The organism is Bacteroides faecium, from assembly GCF_012113595.1.
Lineage (GTDB): Bacteria > Bacteroidota > Bacteroidia > Bacteroidales > Bacteroidaceae > Bacteroides > Bacteroides faecium.
Window position 1 is genome coordinate 6253367 of the sequence record NZ_CP050831.1, and the last position, 17639, is coordinate 6271005.

Annotated in this window: 7 protein-coding genes; all 7 read left to right on the forward strand. The window is 47.4% G+C overall.

The features are described from left to right. The first annotated feature begins 327 nt into the window (after window positions 1-327). The 7 genes from BacF7301_RS23745 to BacF7301_RS23775 all read left to right on the forward strand — a co-directional run bounded on the left by BacF7301_RS23745 (window position 328) and on the right by BacF7301_RS23775 (window position 17631). Window positions 328-3570, forward strand: a complete 3243-nt coding sequence (locus BacF7301_RS23745) for a glycoside hydrolase family 2 protein (protein ID WP_167966689.1) — start codon at window positions 328-330, stop codon at window positions 3568-3570. Window positions 3571-3606: 36 nt separating this feature from the next. Continuing rightward, window positions 3607-5868, forward strand: coding sequence for a GH92 family glycosyl hydrolase (locus BacF7301_RS23750; protein WP_167966690.1), 2262 nt, complete (start codon window positions 3607-3609; stop codon window positions 5866-5868). A gap of 201 nt (window positions 5869-6069) precedes the next feature. Further along, a complete protein-coding gene (locus tag BacF7301_RS23755; RefSeq protein WP_167966691.1) occupies window positions 6070-8652 on the forward strand; it encodes a hypothetical protein in 2583 nt (860 codons plus the stop codon). 456 nt (window positions 8653-9108) lie between these two features. Further along, window positions 9109-12387 carry a SusC/RagA family TonB-linked outer membrane protein gene (locus BacF7301_RS23760; RefSeq protein WP_167966692.1) on the forward strand — a complete coding sequence of 1093 codons (3279 nt, stop codon included), beginning with the start codon at window positions 9109-9111 and terminating at the stop codon, window positions 12385-12387. An 11-nt stretch (window positions 12388-12398) separates the two neighbouring features. After that, on the forward strand, window positions 12399-14387 hold the full coding sequence (locus tag BacF7301_RS23765) for a SusD/RagB family nutrient-binding outer membrane lipoprotein (RefSeq protein WP_167966693.1): 1989 nt from the start codon (window positions 12399-12401) through the stop codon (window positions 14385-14387). Between the two features lie 22 nt (window positions 14388-14409). After that, a complete protein-coding gene (locus BacF7301_RS23770) occupies window positions 14410-15771 on the forward strand; it encodes a glycoside hydrolase family 99-like domain-containing protein (protein ID WP_167966694.1) in 1362 nt (453 codons plus the stop codon). A gap of 30 nt (window positions 15772-15801) precedes the next feature. Continuing rightward, entirely contained in the window at window positions 15802-17631 is a 1830-nt protein-coding gene (locus BacF7301_RS23775) for a DUF5010 domain-containing protein (protein ID WP_167966695.1), read from the forward strand. The last annotated feature ends 8 nt before the right edge of the window (window positions 17632-17639 follow it).

Genomic DNA, 17639 nt, shown 5'->3' on the forward strand with positions numbered 1-17639 from the left:
CTATAGTCATCCGCAAGGGAAACTATAGTTAAACGAAATAAAAGTAACGAATGAAATATATCCTGATAGTTAAACGATGAAATTAAAAAGCCAGCAAAAGTTATTTCGCTCAAAGAATTAAAAATCATTCTCAGATATAAGTTTTTTCAGACGTGCAAAGACGGCATCTAAAGCAGATTTTTCCCTTTATTTGGAAGAAAAACAGATGTTTTGTGCAATTAATTACTTTTTAATCCCAGATTAATCCCTTTCATTCCCCCTTTTTAATGCTTTTCCCTTTACTTTGCCGCTAACTAATAATATCAGAAAAACTATTAATGTATAAATATGAAGAAGAATCTAATCCTATTGTGTAGTCTGCTGGCTAGTTTTACCTTACAGCCCATACAGACGAATGCACAAACAGTGACTAACGGACAAAAGTTACTTTATCCCTATCCTTTTGCCCCCAGCGAAGGTTTGGTGAATAAAACCGAGAAAGAACATCGCCAAGAGATTTGCCTGAACGGCTACTGGGATTTCCAACCCGTCGCTTTGCCGAAGGACTACAAACAAGGGAAAGGAACAGCTCCCGAATTGCCACTCCCGAAAGACGGTAGTAATTGGAGTGCGACACGTATCAAAATACCTTCTCCATGGAATATCAATTCTTTCGGTTATCGTGATTTAGAAGGTCCCGACCACCGCAACTATCCTTCTTATCCCAAAGAATGGGAACAAGTAAAAATGGCATGGATGAAAAAGAACATCACCATCCCCGCCAACTGGACAGGTCAGCAAATCAAACTTCACTTTGAAGCCGTCGCAGGATATTCCGAAGTCTATGTCAACAAGAAAAAGTTAGGCGAGAATTTCGATTTGTTCCTGCCTTTCAGCTTCGACATCACAGATAAAGTGACTCCCGGTGAAACCGTGGAAGTACTCGTAGGAGTACGCAGCCAGTCCTTATTTGAAGATAACTCGACTATCGGACGCCGTATCGTACCAGGTGGCTCCATGTGGGGGTATCATATCAACGGTATCTGGCAAGATGTATATCTGTTGGCCTTGCCCAAAATACATATAGAAGATGTATATGTGAAACCGCTGGTTTCCAAGAATACATTGGAAATAGAAGTAACCCTGGAGAATAAAACCGCCCAGAAAGCCAACATACAACTGCAAGGCAATGTAAAAGAATGGATAAACTGTGCCGGAACGGACATTAATTCCGCTCCCGTTCCTGCCTGGACATTAGGCACGGAAGCGTTACAGGTAACTCCGCTCAAAGTTTCGCTGGCTGCCAATGAAAAACAGAAAGTCACCTTACAAATAGCTGTCGGCAAGAATACGCTCCAATACTGGACTCCCGAACAACCGAACCTGTATGCCTTATTACTTTCCATAAAAGACAAAAAACAGACTGTCGATACCAAATACGAACGCTTCGGCTGGCGTGAATGGACATTACAAGGAACTACACAATGTCTGAACGGCGAACCTTATACATTGCATGGAGACTCCTGGCACTTTATGGGTATCCCGCAAATGACACGCCGCTATGCGTGGGCATGGTTTACTGCCATTAAGGGCATGAACGGAAACGCAGTCCGCCCGCACGCACAGGTCTATCCCCGCTTCTATATGGATATGGCCGACGAAATGGGTATCTGCGTACTGAATGAAACCGCCAACTGGGCGAGCGACGGTGGCCCGAAACTGGATTCGGAACACTTTTGGGAATCATCAAAAGAACATCTGAAACGTTTTGTCTTGCGTGACCGCAACCATGCTTCCGTCTTCGGATGGAGTATCAGCAACGAGAACAAACCCGTTATCCTGCATGTATATAACCGTCCCGAACTGATGCCCACCCAACAAAAGGCATGGGAAGAATGGCGCGACATCGTACGCCTGTACGACCCTACCCGTCCCTGGATTTCATCTGACGGTGAAGACGACGGCAACGGCATACTACCTGTAACCGTCGGGCACTATGGAGACATCAACTCCATGAAAAACTGGATTAACATCGGAAAGCCTTGGGGTATCGGTGAACACAGCATGGCTTACTACGGTACACCTGAACAAGTATCCAAATACAATGGAGAACGTGCTTACGAATCACAGGAAGGACGTATGGAAGGACTGGCAAACGAGTGTTACAACCTGATAGCCAACCAACGCCGGATGGGTGCTTCATACAGTACTGTCTTCAATATGGCATGGTATGCACTGAAACCGCTCCCACTCGGCAAGAGAGATGTAACGAAAACGCCTTCCGTGACGGAAGACGGCGTATTCTTCGGTGAATACCAGGAAGGAGTTCCGGGTGTACAACCCGAACGCGTAGGCCCTTATTGCACGACGTTCAATCCCGGTTACGACCCAACCTTGCCACTCTATCAGGAATGGCCAATGTATAGCGCCCTACGTGCCGCCAATGCTCCGGGAGAACCGGCATGGTCACCTTACGCCACAATCGACAAAGAACAATACAAGGCCCACGAAGCCACAAATACAGTCAGAAATTATAAGGAAGTAGTATTTATCGGCAATCCGGACAGCAAAGTAAAACAACTGATGGACGCACAGGGAGTAACATTCGCTTCAAAAATAACCACTCCTTCCTCACTGCTTTATATCATAGACGGTACCCGCGCATTAGATGCCGCCACCCAAAAAGAACTGCAAAAGCAGCTTGCCAAAGGCGCAGATGCATGGATTTGGGGAATTACACCGGAAACCGTAGGAAGATACAACGAGATTCTGCCGCTTCCGGTAGCCTTAGACCCGCTGAAACGTTCTTCTTTCCTACCTGTGCAGAAAGCATGGATGTATGGACTCAACAACTCCGACTTCTATTTCTGTGAACTTCAAAAGGCGGATGCTTCCAACTATTCACTGAAAGGCGCATTCGTAGAAGAAGGCGATGTCCTACTGAACGCCTGCAAAACAGACTGGCGCAAGTGGAACAAACGACCGGAAGAAATCAAGACAGCCGGAACAATCCGCAGTGAATACGAATGTACGTCCGCCACTCCGGTGTTTGTCAAATACCGGGAAGGGGCTTCCACTTACTATTTAAATACACTAACCGAGTTCGCCAATTCGGAAAAAGGATACAACACATTGAGCACTATCTTGAAGAATGCAGGAATCCAATCCCAAAAGCCGGAAATTGACATCAACGAAGTCTTTTTCCTGCGCGACGAGCAGATGAACTTCCCGGTAGCCACTAAAGATAAATTCGTGAAGGAGAATGACAGCCGGACATTGGAATTTTATGTATTCAGCCCGCGTCCCCTGGATGACCTGTTGATAGAGCCTAATATGCCAAAACTCTCCCTGATGTTGAAAGCGAAGAAACGCGAACTGCTCATTAATGACAAACCTTATACAAGTGTATCGCACGACGGGCGGAATGAAATAATCTATAAAGAGCTTCCTCTATTGCAAGGCTGGAACAAGTTAGTCATTAAAATAGGAGAAGGCGACCGGAACGACTTTACCGGATTCTTCAAATGTGACAACAAACAGGATTTTCTTCCGACTTTAAAAGCTGCCTTCATCAACCCGGAAGCCAAATAAAATAGGATTAGAAACAACTAAAAATAAAAAGCAACCATGAGAATTACACATTTCTTCGCTGCCGCAACAATCGTTGCCATATTAAGCGGATGCAATGGCGGACAGTCGCAGAGCTCCAACAAGGAGCCTGTCGACTATGTCAATCCGTACATAGGTAATATCAGCCATCTGCTGGTTCCTACATTCCCTACCATCCAACTGCCGAACAGCATGCTCCGCATCTATCCCGAACGTGTCGACTATACAACCGAGTTGTTAAACGGACTGCCTTTGATTGTCACCAACCACCGCGAACGTTCCGCGTTCAACCTCAGTCCCTATCAGGGAACGAAGCTCCGCCCCATCATCACTTACAACTATGATAACGAGCGTCTCACCCCTTACTCATACGAAGTAGACCTGGACGACAACCGCATGAAAGCGGAATATGCCCTTTCCCACCAATCCGCCCTTTACCGGATAACCTTTGAAGCGGACAAACCTGCCTATATCATTGTCAACTCCCGCAATGGCTCTATCCATGTAGGTGAGAACTTTATCAGCGGACATCAGCAACTGAGCGACAACACCAATGTATATGTATATATCGAGCCACAAGAAAAACCGATAAGTACAGGTATCCTGAACGACGGTGTCATCGAAGCCAGCAAAGACAATGCAGAAGGCATAAACGCTTGTGCAGCATGGCGTTTCGCCGACGGAACAACGACAGTCAACCTTCGCTATGGCATCTCTTTCATCAGCGAAGAACAGGCAGAAAAGAACATGCGCAACGAACTGAAAGACTACAATATAAAGAACCTGGCAAAAGCCGGACGCCAACTATGGAACGAAACCCTGGGACGCATCAAGGTGGAAGGCGGTACGGAAGACGACAAGACCGTATTATATTCCTCGTTCTACCGTACTTTCGAACGTCCTATCTGCATGAGTGAAGCCGGCGGCCGTTACTTCAGCGCCTTCGACGGTAAAGTACACGATGACAACGGCACTCCTTTCTACAACGATGACTGGATTTGGGATACCTACCGCGCCGCCCACCCGCTCCGTACATTGATTGACCAGAAGAAAGAAGAGGACATCATCGCTTCCTTCCTATTGATGGCGGAACAAATGGGAACGATGTGGATGCCTACCTTCCCCGAAGTAACGGGTGACTCACGCCGCATGAACTCCAACCATGCCGTCGCCACCATAGCCGATGCCCTTGCCAAAGGATTGAACTTGGATGCGGCAAAAGCCTACGAAGCCTGCCGGAAAGGAATTGAAGAAAAAACCCTTGCCCCCTGGTCGGGAGCCGCCGCCGGATGGCTGGATGAATTCTACCGAAACAACGGATATATCCCCGCCCTTCGCCCGGACGAAAAAGAAACCGACCCGAACGTGCATCCTTTTGAAAAGCGTCAGCCCGTCGCCGTCACTTTGGGAACCAGCTACGACCAATGGTGTCTTTCACGCATCGCGGATGCATTAGGCAAAAAAGACGAAGCCGTCCACTACCTGCAATGCTCTTACAACTACCGGAATATCTTCAATAAAGAAACAAGTTTCTTCCACCCGAAAGACAAGGAAGGCAACTGGATTACTCCATTCGACTACCGTTACTCAGGCGGTATGGGCGCCCGTGAATACTACGGAGAGAACAACGGCTGGGTATATCGTTGGGACGTCCCCCACAACGTAGCCGACCTCATCAACCTTATGGGCGGAAAAGAACAGTTCATCGCCAACCTCGACCGCACTTTCAGCGAACCGTTGGGGCGCAGCAAATATGAATTCTATTCAAAACTCCCCGACCACACAGGCAACGTCGGACAGTTTTCCATGGCAAACGAACCGTCATTGCACGTACCTTATCTCTACAACTACGCAGGGCAGCCTTGGAAAACCCAGAAACGTATCCGCCAAATGCTGAAAACCTGGTTTCGCAATGACCTTATGGGAATGCCGGGAGACGAAGACGGCGGTGGTATGACTTCATTTGTAGTTTTCTCCTCACTGGGCTTCTACCCTGTCACTCCGGGAATGCCCGCCTACAATATCGGGAGTCCTCTTTTCACCAATGCAAAGGTGACCCTCAGCAACGGTTCCGTATTTGAAATCGAGGCTCCGGACGCTTCCGAAGAAAATAAATATATCCAGTCGGCTACACTGAACGGTCAGGAATGGAAGAAACCTTGGTTTAGCCACGATGATTTGAAAAACGGTGGAAAGTTAGTATTGAAAATGGGCAACAAACCGAATAAGGCATGGGGCAGCGGAATAAATGACGCTCCGCCCTCAGCGGACAGTAAATAAGCTACCACCAGTTTATATGAAGATGTCGCAAAATAGAATTTTCATTTCCCGCATTCTATTTTGGGACATCTTCATTTTTCATAAAACGTATGATAGATAGTAATACCGAATATCTGTTTCAAAGTATTGCCCCACAAATAACTCCCATTTCTTGGGTATATCATACAGTTTTTTGTATTTTTGCACTATAAACAGAGTACTATGAAATATCAACTGCAAATTTTGCTCTTCGTCCTGCTTTGCACGGTAGGTAAAGTGGACGCATCTTCTTTGTATGATTATGGTCTTTCTCTCAAATCCCATACAGTGCCGGGAGTAGAGAGAACCACCTTGTACTTGGATGATAACCAACCTTTCTCTATAAAAAACGATTTCATCATTTCATTCCAAATGTATGTACGAGCCGGTGAACCCGACTTCGGTTCCATTCTCCATCTGCATACAAATACGAACCAGTTTATTCGTTTTTCATTTGTCGCCGGTGAAGAAAGGCATTTCCCGGCATTGGTGCTCAATGAAGGTATCGTAAACATAAACAGTCCCATAGAACGTGAAAAATGGCTGGATGTCTCTTTGCATCTGCGCCTGAAAGACAACGTTATCGAGGTAGATTACGACAACAAGAAAATATCCGCCATGGCTCCCCTGCAAGGAGTGAAAAGCTTAACGGCTTCATTCGGACAGATGCAACAATACCTGGCAGACGTGGCTCCTATCGACTTGAGAAACATAACCATCACACAAGATGGAAAACAGATACACGAATGGAAACTGTGGAAACACAATGACGATGTATGCTATGATGAAATAGAAGAGGCTGTGGCACGCGCTGTCCATCCTTTATGGCTGATAGACAATCATATCGAATGGAAACTTATCCACCAGGCTAAAATTCCGGGAAAACTGAACATAGCCTTTAACGTCCGCGAAGCCTTATTTTATCTGGTCAAATCCCAGTCGATTGACATTTTAGACGAAAACGGAGTCCATCAAAAGGAAGTAACTATACGTGGCGGCTATCCGGCTGTCGAGTCTCCCAACCATCTTATATACGATACGTTAAGCAACCGGTTAGTCTCTTATTTCCCGAAAAAAGGCACAATTTCCAGCTTTTCGTTCGATACGGAGAAATGGAGCAATGAGGTACGCAATACGGAAGAAGCCTCTAACTACAACCATGCCAGGGCATTTAATCCGGCAGACTCTTCTTTCTACTTCTTCGGCGGCTATGGTTTCTACCAATACCGCAATGACCTCTATCGGATGAAGTCCGGCAGTGGCAAAGTAGAACAGATAGAATACGAACGCCCCCTCTATCCCCGCTACTCAGCAGCTATGGCGGTGGTTGGCGATGAACTGTATATCTTTGGCGGCAGAGGAAACAAGTACGGCAAGCAGGAACTAAGCACTCACTACTATTGGGGCTTATGTGCCATCAATCTGAAAACCAAGCAATCACGTATCGTCTGGCAAAAAGACAAGCCCAAAGCGGACGGCACAATTATGGCCTCATCCATGTATTTCGAACCATCGGACAGTACCTTCTATGCCGTCTCGACAAATAAAGGGGGCGTATTGTGGAAGATTTCGATGAAAGACTCCGTCTACACGGAAGTCTCCAAGCCCATTTATAACGAATCGACCTATCAAGACTGTGATTTCAGCCTTTATACCTCTCCGTCGCACGGAAAACTGTTCCTGGTATTAGATAAGATACTAAGCAACCATACTCACGATGTAGCTATCTATTCCATCAATATGCCACTCGTGAACGAAATGGATATCCGGCAGTCCACGGCTGAAGAGGATACCGGCAGTTGTTGGTATATCTACGTCATCGGTATCATCCTGCTTGTCTTAGGTGGTTTCGTATTCTACCGCTTGAAATGCAAGAACAAGAAGGAAGAAGCACCTGCCCCCAAGAAAGTCGCAGAAAATCCAGCTATGACAGAAACCGGAAATACCCAAAAACAACCGGAACCAACAGAGTACAAGGCGGCATCGAGAAGAGAAATAATGCAAGACACGGAGCCCGTTTTCACTGAAACGATGAACTATTACGACCGTAGCCGTGCGTCAATTTCTTTACTGGGCTGTTTCAACGTACGCGATAAAGATGGGAATGACATCACTTCCAACTTCACCCCCCGCTTGAAACATATGCTTATCCTGCTGATACTCCATACAGAGAAAAATTCCCAGGGCATTTTAGCATCCAAGACAACGGAAATACTATGGCCGGACAAGGAAGAAACAGCCGCCCGCAATAACCGTAACGTAAACCTGCGCAAGCTACGGGTACTCTTGGAAAGCATCGGAGACATGGAAGTAATGATAGAAAACAATTTCCTGCGCATCAAATGGGGAACAGACGTTTTCTGTGATTACCACACCCTGATTGCCTGTACCAAACAATTCGAGCAGGAGAAAAGTGAAGAACTATTGAACCGAATCCTGGAATTACTATTATACGGCCCCTTACTCCCCAATACGATTCTTGATTGGCTGGACGACTTTAAGGACGATTATTCCAGTTATTCCATCGACTTATTGAAGAACCTGCTGGACATTGAAATCAGCCGGAACCATCAGGATATGATTATCCGCCTTGCCGACATCATGTTCCTGCACGACCCACTGAATGAAGAAGCATTGGCAGCCAAGTGTTCCGTACTGGTCGCACAGGGAAAGAAAGGTATTGCCCGAAACCTGTACGACCGCTTCTGCAAAGAGTATCACGACTCCATGGGTGAAACTTATAAAGTCCCATTTGGCGATTTATAACCCGACGACAAGTTATTTTAGCATTAATTTTTCCATAAACATTCTCCCCTTCCCCCTAAACCATCGAAATATATCAAGATTTAGGGAAAAGGGGAGTTCCATTTCATACACTCCACATCACAAACCTGAATAATTCCAGAGATATTTCTCCATATACATAACTTTATTTTCATTCAATACAAGGAAAAAGCACCTATCTGTGAAGGATTATAAGAAAAAAAAGACTTAATTCACATTTAATTGTTTTTTAATTCCCAATTAATCGCAAACACCCCTCTTTTTTTATTGATTAACAGTTCTTTTGCTGAAAAATTAATCTTAAAAACATAACGTATTATGAAAGAAGAAAGGACACCTTAATCTAATTCGAATGACGAAGCCTATAAGGAAACAAGCTTCTCTCATCCGATTAATTCTTAAATTTAGTGATTATTCATAAATAAATTCATGAAAAGCATGAAACAACGATTTTCTCAGCACATGAGATACTATGAAAGAAGTCTCATTTTAATTTTAATGCTGTTCAGTGCTTCGGTGATGCAGGCGCAGAACCGGACGGTGAAAGGAACAGTATCCGATGCACAAGGTGAGCCTATTATCGGTGCTAATGTAGTGATAGTGGGTGGTACAAAAGGTGTAATAACCGACCTTGATGGTAAATACTCTATTCAAGTCCCCGAAAACGGCGCTGTGTTGAAATTCTCCTATATTGGTTTTAAGACAAAATCATTCAATGTAGTAAAAGGAAAGAACCTATTGAATGTGACCCTGGAAGAAGACGCCGTGATGTTGGAACAGACAGTAGTAACAGCCATGGACTTGCGCCGTGATGAAAAATCACTTTCCACCGCTTTCCAGAAGATGGACGTAGAAAGCATGACCGAAAACCGGGACGCAGGATTCGTAAACATGCTGGCAGGTAAAGTAGCGGGATTGCAGGTTATCTCCAACGGTGCCGCCGGTTCGGCTACCGTGCGCATCCGTGGTGCTAACTCCATTTCCGGTAACAACCAGCCACTTTACGTTATCGACGGTGTACCTATTATTAATGACGTGACCGGTGGCGAAATCGACTACGGTAACCCCGCCAACAGTATCAATCCGGACGACATCGAAAACATCGTAGTCCTGAAAGGTGCGAACGCTTCTGCCCTCTACGGTTCGGACGCAGCCAACGGCGCCATCCTGATTACCACCAAGAAAGCCGGTCAAAGAAGCGGCTTGGGTGTGACGTACTCCACAAACGTACAGTTCACTGAGTTTTCCCAATATCCCATCTATCAGAATATATATGGTGGCGGACATATCAACCGTTTTGAAAACAACAAAGCCAACTCCTTCAATGGAGACGTCAAAGTGCCTTATGACCCGAATCTACCTTACGGTATCCAACGCATGGGCGGTTACGACAACTCCCGTTCATGGGGTATGCCGATGTTAGGTTTCCAAGTAGTAGGACGCAACGGAGAACTCAAATCTTACGTTCCTACCCCGGCAAACACCACCTCTATGTATCAGACTGCCTACTCCTGGACGAACAGTGTTTCCATAGAACGCGCCACCGAACATGTCTCCACCCGTATCGGTTTCACCAACCTGCGGAGCGACGACGTATTGGAAGGACTGAACAACCTGACCCGTAACGCTTTCAACGTACGTTCCAACGTAAAACTGACAAAGTCACTGGACGTCGACCTGAACGGTCGCTATACGCACGAGAATGTCAAAAACCGTTCTTACCGTAACAACTCCGACCGTAACCCTATCTATACACTTATGGATATGCCCCGCGACCTTTCCATACAGGAAATGTATCCCTGGAAAGACGAGAACGGAAAACCGACCGCCCTTCAATTCAAGAGTCCGGTGTGGATGCTGAACGAACTTTCCAACCAGGATAAGAAAGAATGGATACTGGCAGACATTACGATAAACTACAAACTGACCAAAGACCTGAAACTGCGTCTGAAAGCCGCCCTCGACATGAATATGAAAGACGGCTATGAGTTCCGTAATATGTACACTCCGGGAGATGCCGACGGATTCTATAAAGAATTCACGGAGAAAGCCCGTAACTATACTTACGAAGCCATGCTTTCTTACAACAAGACCTGGAAAGACTTCAACGTATCCGCCAGCGTGGGTACCAATATGCAGGACTTCCTGTTCAAGAAACAAAACTCGGAAATCGGTACATTGGCTACTTCCGACTTTATCTCCCTCACCAATAACGGTGCTACCATCAAATCATGGCCGGAATATAACGCGAAGAAAAAGCAAGCTGTCTACGGAACTGCCAGCGTAGGTTACAAAGATTTCATCTACATGGACGTAACCGGACGTAACGACTGGTCGTCTGCCCTGCCTTCCGACAACCGTTCTTATTTCTACTCCTCTTACGGTGTCAGCTTCGTACTGACAGAGTTAGTGAAAAGTATTCCCAAAGACTGGTTATCCTATGCCAAGGTTCGTGGTTCTTACGCCAAAGTAGGTAACGATACCGGCTTCGACCAATTACTGAACGGATTCAGCTACAATACTTCTTACTTGGGAGACATGGCATGGTTTGAGAGTGAAAACAAGCGCAAGACCAATTCATTGAAACCGGAAAGCACCACCTCTTTCGAGACAGGGTTGGACCTTCGTTTCCTGAAAGACCGCGCTTCATTCAGCTTCACCTATTACAACAAGAACACCAAAAACCAAATCCTGACTTCCACTATCAACGGTGTAAGCGGTTATGGAGAAGCCTTGTTCAACGCCGGTGAAGTAAAGAACTGGGGATATGAAGTGACCCTGGGCGTCGTTCCTTTCAAGAATAAAGACTGGGAATGGAAAGTAGACATCAACTGGGCTAAAAACAACTCGGAAGTAGTCTCACTGGCAAACGGTATGGACTACATGACACTGACTACCGTACAAAACAGTGTGGAACTGCGTATTGTGAAAGGTGAGCCGCTGGTAAGCCTCTATTGCCGCGAACCGTGGAAGACCAATGACGAAGGCCAAGTACTCGTGGGAGCCAACGGCCGTCCCCTGTCAGGCGAAGCCAAATTCCTCGCCAGCGTAGAACCGAAATGGACAGGCAGTATCCGTACTTCGCTCCGCTGGAAAGATTTGACTTTCTCCGCCATGCTCGACGTTCGTATGGGCGGACACGTATGGTCGGAAACGGCTTTCCAGTCTTCGCGAAACGCACAATCCATCATGTCCATGGGCGGACGTACAGAGCACCTGTTCTCTGACCTGATTCTGAATGAAGGCGACCAGACCGGTTATCTCGGTATTCTCGACCCTAAATACGTACCCAACGGCAAGAACAACATCTACATGGACGCTTCCCGCCCGAAAGGCATGAATATCCCCGGAGCCGTATATGACAGTTCCGTACCGGGACTGGCGGGACAACCTTGCCAGGCTTGGATTAAGCCGATTGACTATTGGACCAACGACAGCGGTAAAAACGGTGAGCTCTATTTGTACGACGCTTCTTACGTGAAACTGAAAGAAATCTCTTTGGGATACAACATCCCCAAGAACTGGCTGAGAAAGATAGGCTTCATACAATCCATGAGAGTTTCCGCCGTAGGCAGGAACGTAGCTATCCTTCATCAGAAAACGCCGAAAGGAATTGACCCGGAAGCCACTTCTTCCATGGGAATCCAACAAGGTCTGGAACGCGGTTTTAACCTGCCTACTTCCAGTTACGGTTTCGATTTTAAAATAACTTTTTAACAGCGATGACGATGAAAAAGTACTTATATACACTATGCGCTGCAGCCATGTTGGGACTGGCTACATCTTGCGTGGATAGTTTCGACGCAACCAATCAAAACCCCAACAAGCTATATCTGGATGAAATTGACATTCAGAAGATATTTCCGGGCACTATCTACAAATCCCTGGACGTATTATCCGAAATGAACTATAACTACTACGCCTACATGGCACGTTACGTAGTTTCCTGGACGAGCCCGCAAAGTTCGGAGAACGTAGGCGACAGATTCTATAACTTCTACAAGAAAGTTTTGGGCGACGTAGCTATCATGGAGCAGAAATATGACCGGGATACCAACGGCAACTACTGGGCGATACTGACCACTTGGAAAGCCTACCTCTACTCTGTACTAACCGGAACCTGGGGACCTATTCCTTTGGATTCTGCCTGCAAAGAGACTTACGGAAACGTATATTACTACAACAGCGAAGCCGAAGCATATATGCAAATACTCCGTTGGTTGGATCAGGCAGTGGAAACATTCGACCCGAACGGAACGAAAATGCTGAAAGACCCGTTCTATCCGTCTGCCGGTGGTGACAGCGACATTGATAAATGGCGCAAGTTTGCCAACTCTCTGCGTTTGGACGTAGCTATCCGCATGATGAACATGAAGAAAAGCCCCGAAGCCATCTCCATGGCACGTGAACAGATAGAAAAAGCGCTGAACGAAACCAACCGCAACTACCTGTTCAGTTCCAACAGCGACAACGCGGCCGGACGCTACGGAACCGACCCCAATGCCGACGTATCCTTATATTACAACCGTATCCTGAAAGAATTCGACCTGGGTACGAAACTGGAAACAGAGATAGGTGGGCTGACTTACCCGGCAATGAACGAATACTTCTTCTGCTATATGCGCTCCTACAAAGACCCTCGTCTGAGCAAGTACGCGCAAACATCGCGCCTCAACGAGAGTGGTGACTACCGTGCCGTAGTAAGAGACTCCCTCTGGTCGGTAGCAGAGCAGAAATATATCCAGGTATCCTATAGAGTACCGTTCCTGCCCCGCTTCGAATTGAAACAGACTCCAACCGGATGGATTGTAGGCAAGGATGAACACAATAACAACCTTCAGAGCCTTTACTCCACAGCTTCCGTCAGCATCGAGGGTTATACATACGCCCTGATTCATCGTGACTTCATCAAGCAGGACGCTACGGTGAAACTGCTGACATGGGCGGACGTAAACTTCATGCTCGCCGAAATCCAATTGCGCAAAGATGAATGGGGATTGAACGTGGCATTGCCGCAGAGCGCCGAACAGTACTACTACAACGGTATCAGTGCTTCCATGAACGAGTATGGCGTCACAGCCGGAATCTCCGGATACATCGAACGCAACGGTATCAAATGGAACACCAACGGACTGGGATGCCGCGACTACCGCGCCTTCTACAAAGCCGACATCAACGGAAAAGGCGGTTACAAGAACAATCTGGAACAGGTGTGGAAGCAACGTTACATCGCCGACTACTTCAACGGATTCGCCGGATGGACATTGGAACGCAGGACACGTGTGATGCAATATCCACCTATCTTCTACAACGGAACTCCGAACAACTACGGAACCTACGGTGCCAACCAGTTCGACCCTGTGCCCGAACGCCTGCAATATCCTACGGACGAACGTAACTGGAACATGAACTATTACCGTGAAGCCTGCCGTATGCTGCAATCCACTTCACTCGTACCCCGTTCCGACGGTAACTATAATGATAATTTCTTCACTCCGTTGGGTATCGGCGGTCCATACAACCAGGAAGGCTTGTACGAGCGTTGGAAAGGCGGCCAGTTGATGTATAACAACGAAATGGTAGCCCATTGGTATGGCGACACAATTGAAGAGTTTGTCGAAAATGTACTCGAAGACTATCCCGAATACGCTTCCCTGCAAGGAGAAGAACGCCTGGCGGCAAGTATCAAGTGGGTACGTATAGAAGATAATAAATAATATAATAAACAGATAGACAGTTATGAAACTAATGAAATACATTGCCGGATGCTCCGCAGCCTTACTACTTCTTGCAGCATGCAGCAAGGAAGAAGGTCCGAGCGTCGATGACTACTTCCTGAACTACGAGATTCCGGAAATTCCTGTCACCGAAGATTATCAGGTGGGCATCTTCTACTACAAGGGGAACGACATTACCACCAGACCGAATGGTGACGCAAATTTCACCCGTTGGGAACTTCTGACGCTGACCGACAAGGAACTGAGCGCCAAGAACGACTACAACAACCTGACACCGCAAGTAATGCCCGAATCACAAAAGGACGGTTACTTGCAACCGGACGCAGGAAGCCAAAGCTATCGCATGATACCAATGGTACAGCAGCACGTAGACGACTGTATCGAAGCAGGAGCGAACTTTATCATCCTGCCCGAAGTGGGCGCTGACTTGGGCAAGGGCCCCGGTACGGAAATCAACCAGGGAGATTCCCTGTTCGTCACTATGATGCTGGGACGTTCCGGCAGGGGCGGCAAACGCCTGCCGATGCCGCACCTCGGACAACCGGGAGTAGACTTCGTAGACCTGAAAACCATGAAGATAGTAATTGCTGTCAACTGGAACAACATTGTCGACCTGCCCCCCACTCTTTCTTCAAGCAACTGTATCGAGACGGCAGCCGGAAAAGCATATGACGGTGTCACCTACACCCGCCAGCAACTACTGAACAATTTCTTCAGCAAAATCGGCTGTTACTTCTCGGACGAACGTTACTACAAGCTGAACGGCACACGCCCGGTAGTTTACATCAAGAACAAGACAGGCGAAATCTATGCGCAAGAATCCAAGGCAATGTATGACGGCATCCGCAAAGCGGTGAAAGAAGCTACCGGTTACGACATTTACATCATGGTGGAAAGCGCTGATGTATGGTGCAACCAGATGCGTTATCAATACTTCTACATGGAAGGTTGCGTAGACGCCGTAGCCAGCCGTAATATGTACGACCAGTCGGAAATGAGCCGTTCCTATATGTACCCGCAGATGATAGACCAAAACTGGAAGTACAACCGTGAAACAGCGTTGCCCGCTTTCGGCGACGGCAGCATGGAGTTCGTTCCTTGTGTCGGTCCGGCATGGAACAAACTGGTGCAGGATGGTCGCGGTTCCGTCGGCAACTCTCCGATTGTGAAGAAAGACGACGCCACCTACCGCACCATGTGCAACGTGGCCAAGATGAATGCCGGACGCAACCGGTTAATTCTTATCGACTCCTACAACAAGTACAACTTCGACTCTTTCATCGAGCCGACAGTAGAAGGATACGGCAACGGATACGGCAGGACTTACCTGGACATCACCCGCCAGCAATTCAAGAAAAACTAAGATTGTAAACTCTTTAATGATAGAAAGAATATGAAAAATAAATATTGGAAATACATTTGTCTGCTAGGATTGGGCGCTTTCTGCTGGACGTGCTCGGACGACAATCCGAATGACGGACCGGACGGTCCGGGTTCTGAAGGCGGACAGGGAACGGAACAGGAAATCGTACGTTCCTACAAGATAGGTACACTGGCAGGATTCGAAGGCAACTTGCGCCAGAAGATGGACAAGCCCAGAACCGACGTATCCACCATGCACAACCGTTCATTATTCTGTCGCTACGTTGCTTCCGCTTACCCGGAAGCACAGGACGACAAACCTTATCCCGGCCCGATTACCGAAGCCGACTGGTGGGATAACTTCGTAGAAGAAATCGCTTACAGCGGTCAGGATTATGTTGCCATGAACTGTCGCGGTGAAGCCAACAAGGACATTGACCACGGACGTCCCGACAAGCTACACGACCTGATGGCAGCTATCAAGCGCAAAGGTGTGGAACACGAGTTCAAAATCGCCATCTTCGACGATACGCCTGCCTCATGGTCGGCTGCGCGCAACGCGCACAAAGGTTACGGTTATGACAACAAGCCGTTCAAGAACGGTAGCCGTGTAGAAGGCTCACACTATCCGTTGCTGTTCCTCGACCCCGAGAAAGAGGATATGAAAGGTATGGACAACGATTTCCGCAAGGAAGTGTACTACTACATCTGGGATGCCAACCTGAAACCCTCGTTCGAAAACGTACCACGCGACTACTGGTTCGAGATAGACGGACGCCCGGTTATCCTGTTCTGGAATCCTAACGGCTTTCTGCAGGACAGTTACCTCAGCGAGCTGATGAAAAAAGACCCGGCAAAATACAAAAGTACGACCGGACTCGATGAAACAAAATCGGATGCCTACAACGGCAAGTTGAGCTATATCCTGAAGTGTATCAGTGACGATTTCAACAGTACGTTCGGCGTGCGCCCGTTCCTTATCATCCAGCGCGAATGGACCGACCGCGACTTCTCACTGGTAAACTGTCCCTATCTGGACGGTATTCACAACTGGTTTGCAGTTCCCACTATGGATATGTCAGAGGAAGTGTACAATGAGAACTTAATCTACAACACCTATATCTCCGCCTATAACTTCAAAGGATTCAGTGTAGGCAGTGGATGCCCGGGCTTCGTACAGGGTGACCTCGCCCGTCCGAACTGGCAGTTTATCGACTCCGACCACGGTCGCTACGCAACCAAGATGATGGAATCTTTCTTAGCTAAAAAGCCTGACCTCGTATTCCTGGAAGGATTTACCGACCTTGCCGAGAACGCAGCCTGGTGGCGCAGTTCGGATAAAATCTACTACGACTATCCCAACCAGCGCATCAACCTGCTCCGCAAGTACAGCAACCATCCTTTCCCGACCAAACAGAAACTGGAAGCGGAAGCCTGCGACTATTGTTTCAACGGTTCAGTTTCGGGAAGCAAGATAGAGTCGCTGTTGATGGAAGTAGAAATGAACAATGCTCCCGAACAGGGCGTGGTGAAATACAGCGACGATACGAAGTACAACGGCGGTTGGCACGCCAACCTCACTTCCGGCGGTCTGAATACGCTAAGATGGAAAGAGATTCCTTTCCGGACCGGAGCGTCCACCATCCGCTTCCGCTACTCCAGCAATGGTGCAGCCAGCGTACGTTGCCAGATTGGCGACACGATGACCCAAAGCGTAAGTCTCCCTGCCACAGGCGGCGCATGGGAAGAAGCCGAAGTAGCTGTTTACTCCCGTGAAGCACGCGGATATGCCGACTTCAACCTGATAGTGACCGAAGGTGACATCAGTCTGAACTACGCGGAAATTATCGCAGAGAAATAAAGAAATTA

Excerpts from the sequence above, each read along its gene's own strand:
- BacF7301_RS23745 (WP_167966689.1), top strand. The coding sequence starts at position 328 with ATGAAGAAGAATCTAATCCTATTGTGTAGTCTGCTGGCTAGTTTTACC.
- BacF7301_RS23750 (WP_167966690.1), top strand. The coding sequence starts at position 3,607 with ATGAGAATTACACATTTCTTCGCTGCCGCAACAATCGTTGCCATATTA.
- BacF7301_RS23755 (WP_167966691.1), top strand. The coding sequence starts at position 6,070 with ATGAAATATCAACTGCAAATTTTGCTCTTCGTCCTGCTTTGCACGGTA.
- BacF7301_RS23760 (WP_167966692.1), top strand. The coding sequence starts at position 9,109 with ATGAAACAACGATTTTCTCAGCACATGAGATACTATGAAAGAAGTCTC.
- BacF7301_RS23765 (WP_167966693.1), top strand. The coding sequence starts at position 12,399 with ATGAAAAAGTACTTATATACACTATGCGCTGCAGCCATGTTGGGACTG.
- BacF7301_RS23770 (WP_167966694.1), top strand. The coding sequence starts at position 14,410 with ATGAAACTAATGAAATACATTGCCGGATGCTCCGCAGCCTTACTACTT.
- BacF7301_RS23775 (WP_167966695.1), top strand. The coding sequence starts at position 15,802 with ATGAAAAATAAATATTGGAAATACATTTGTCTGCTAGGATTGGGCGCT.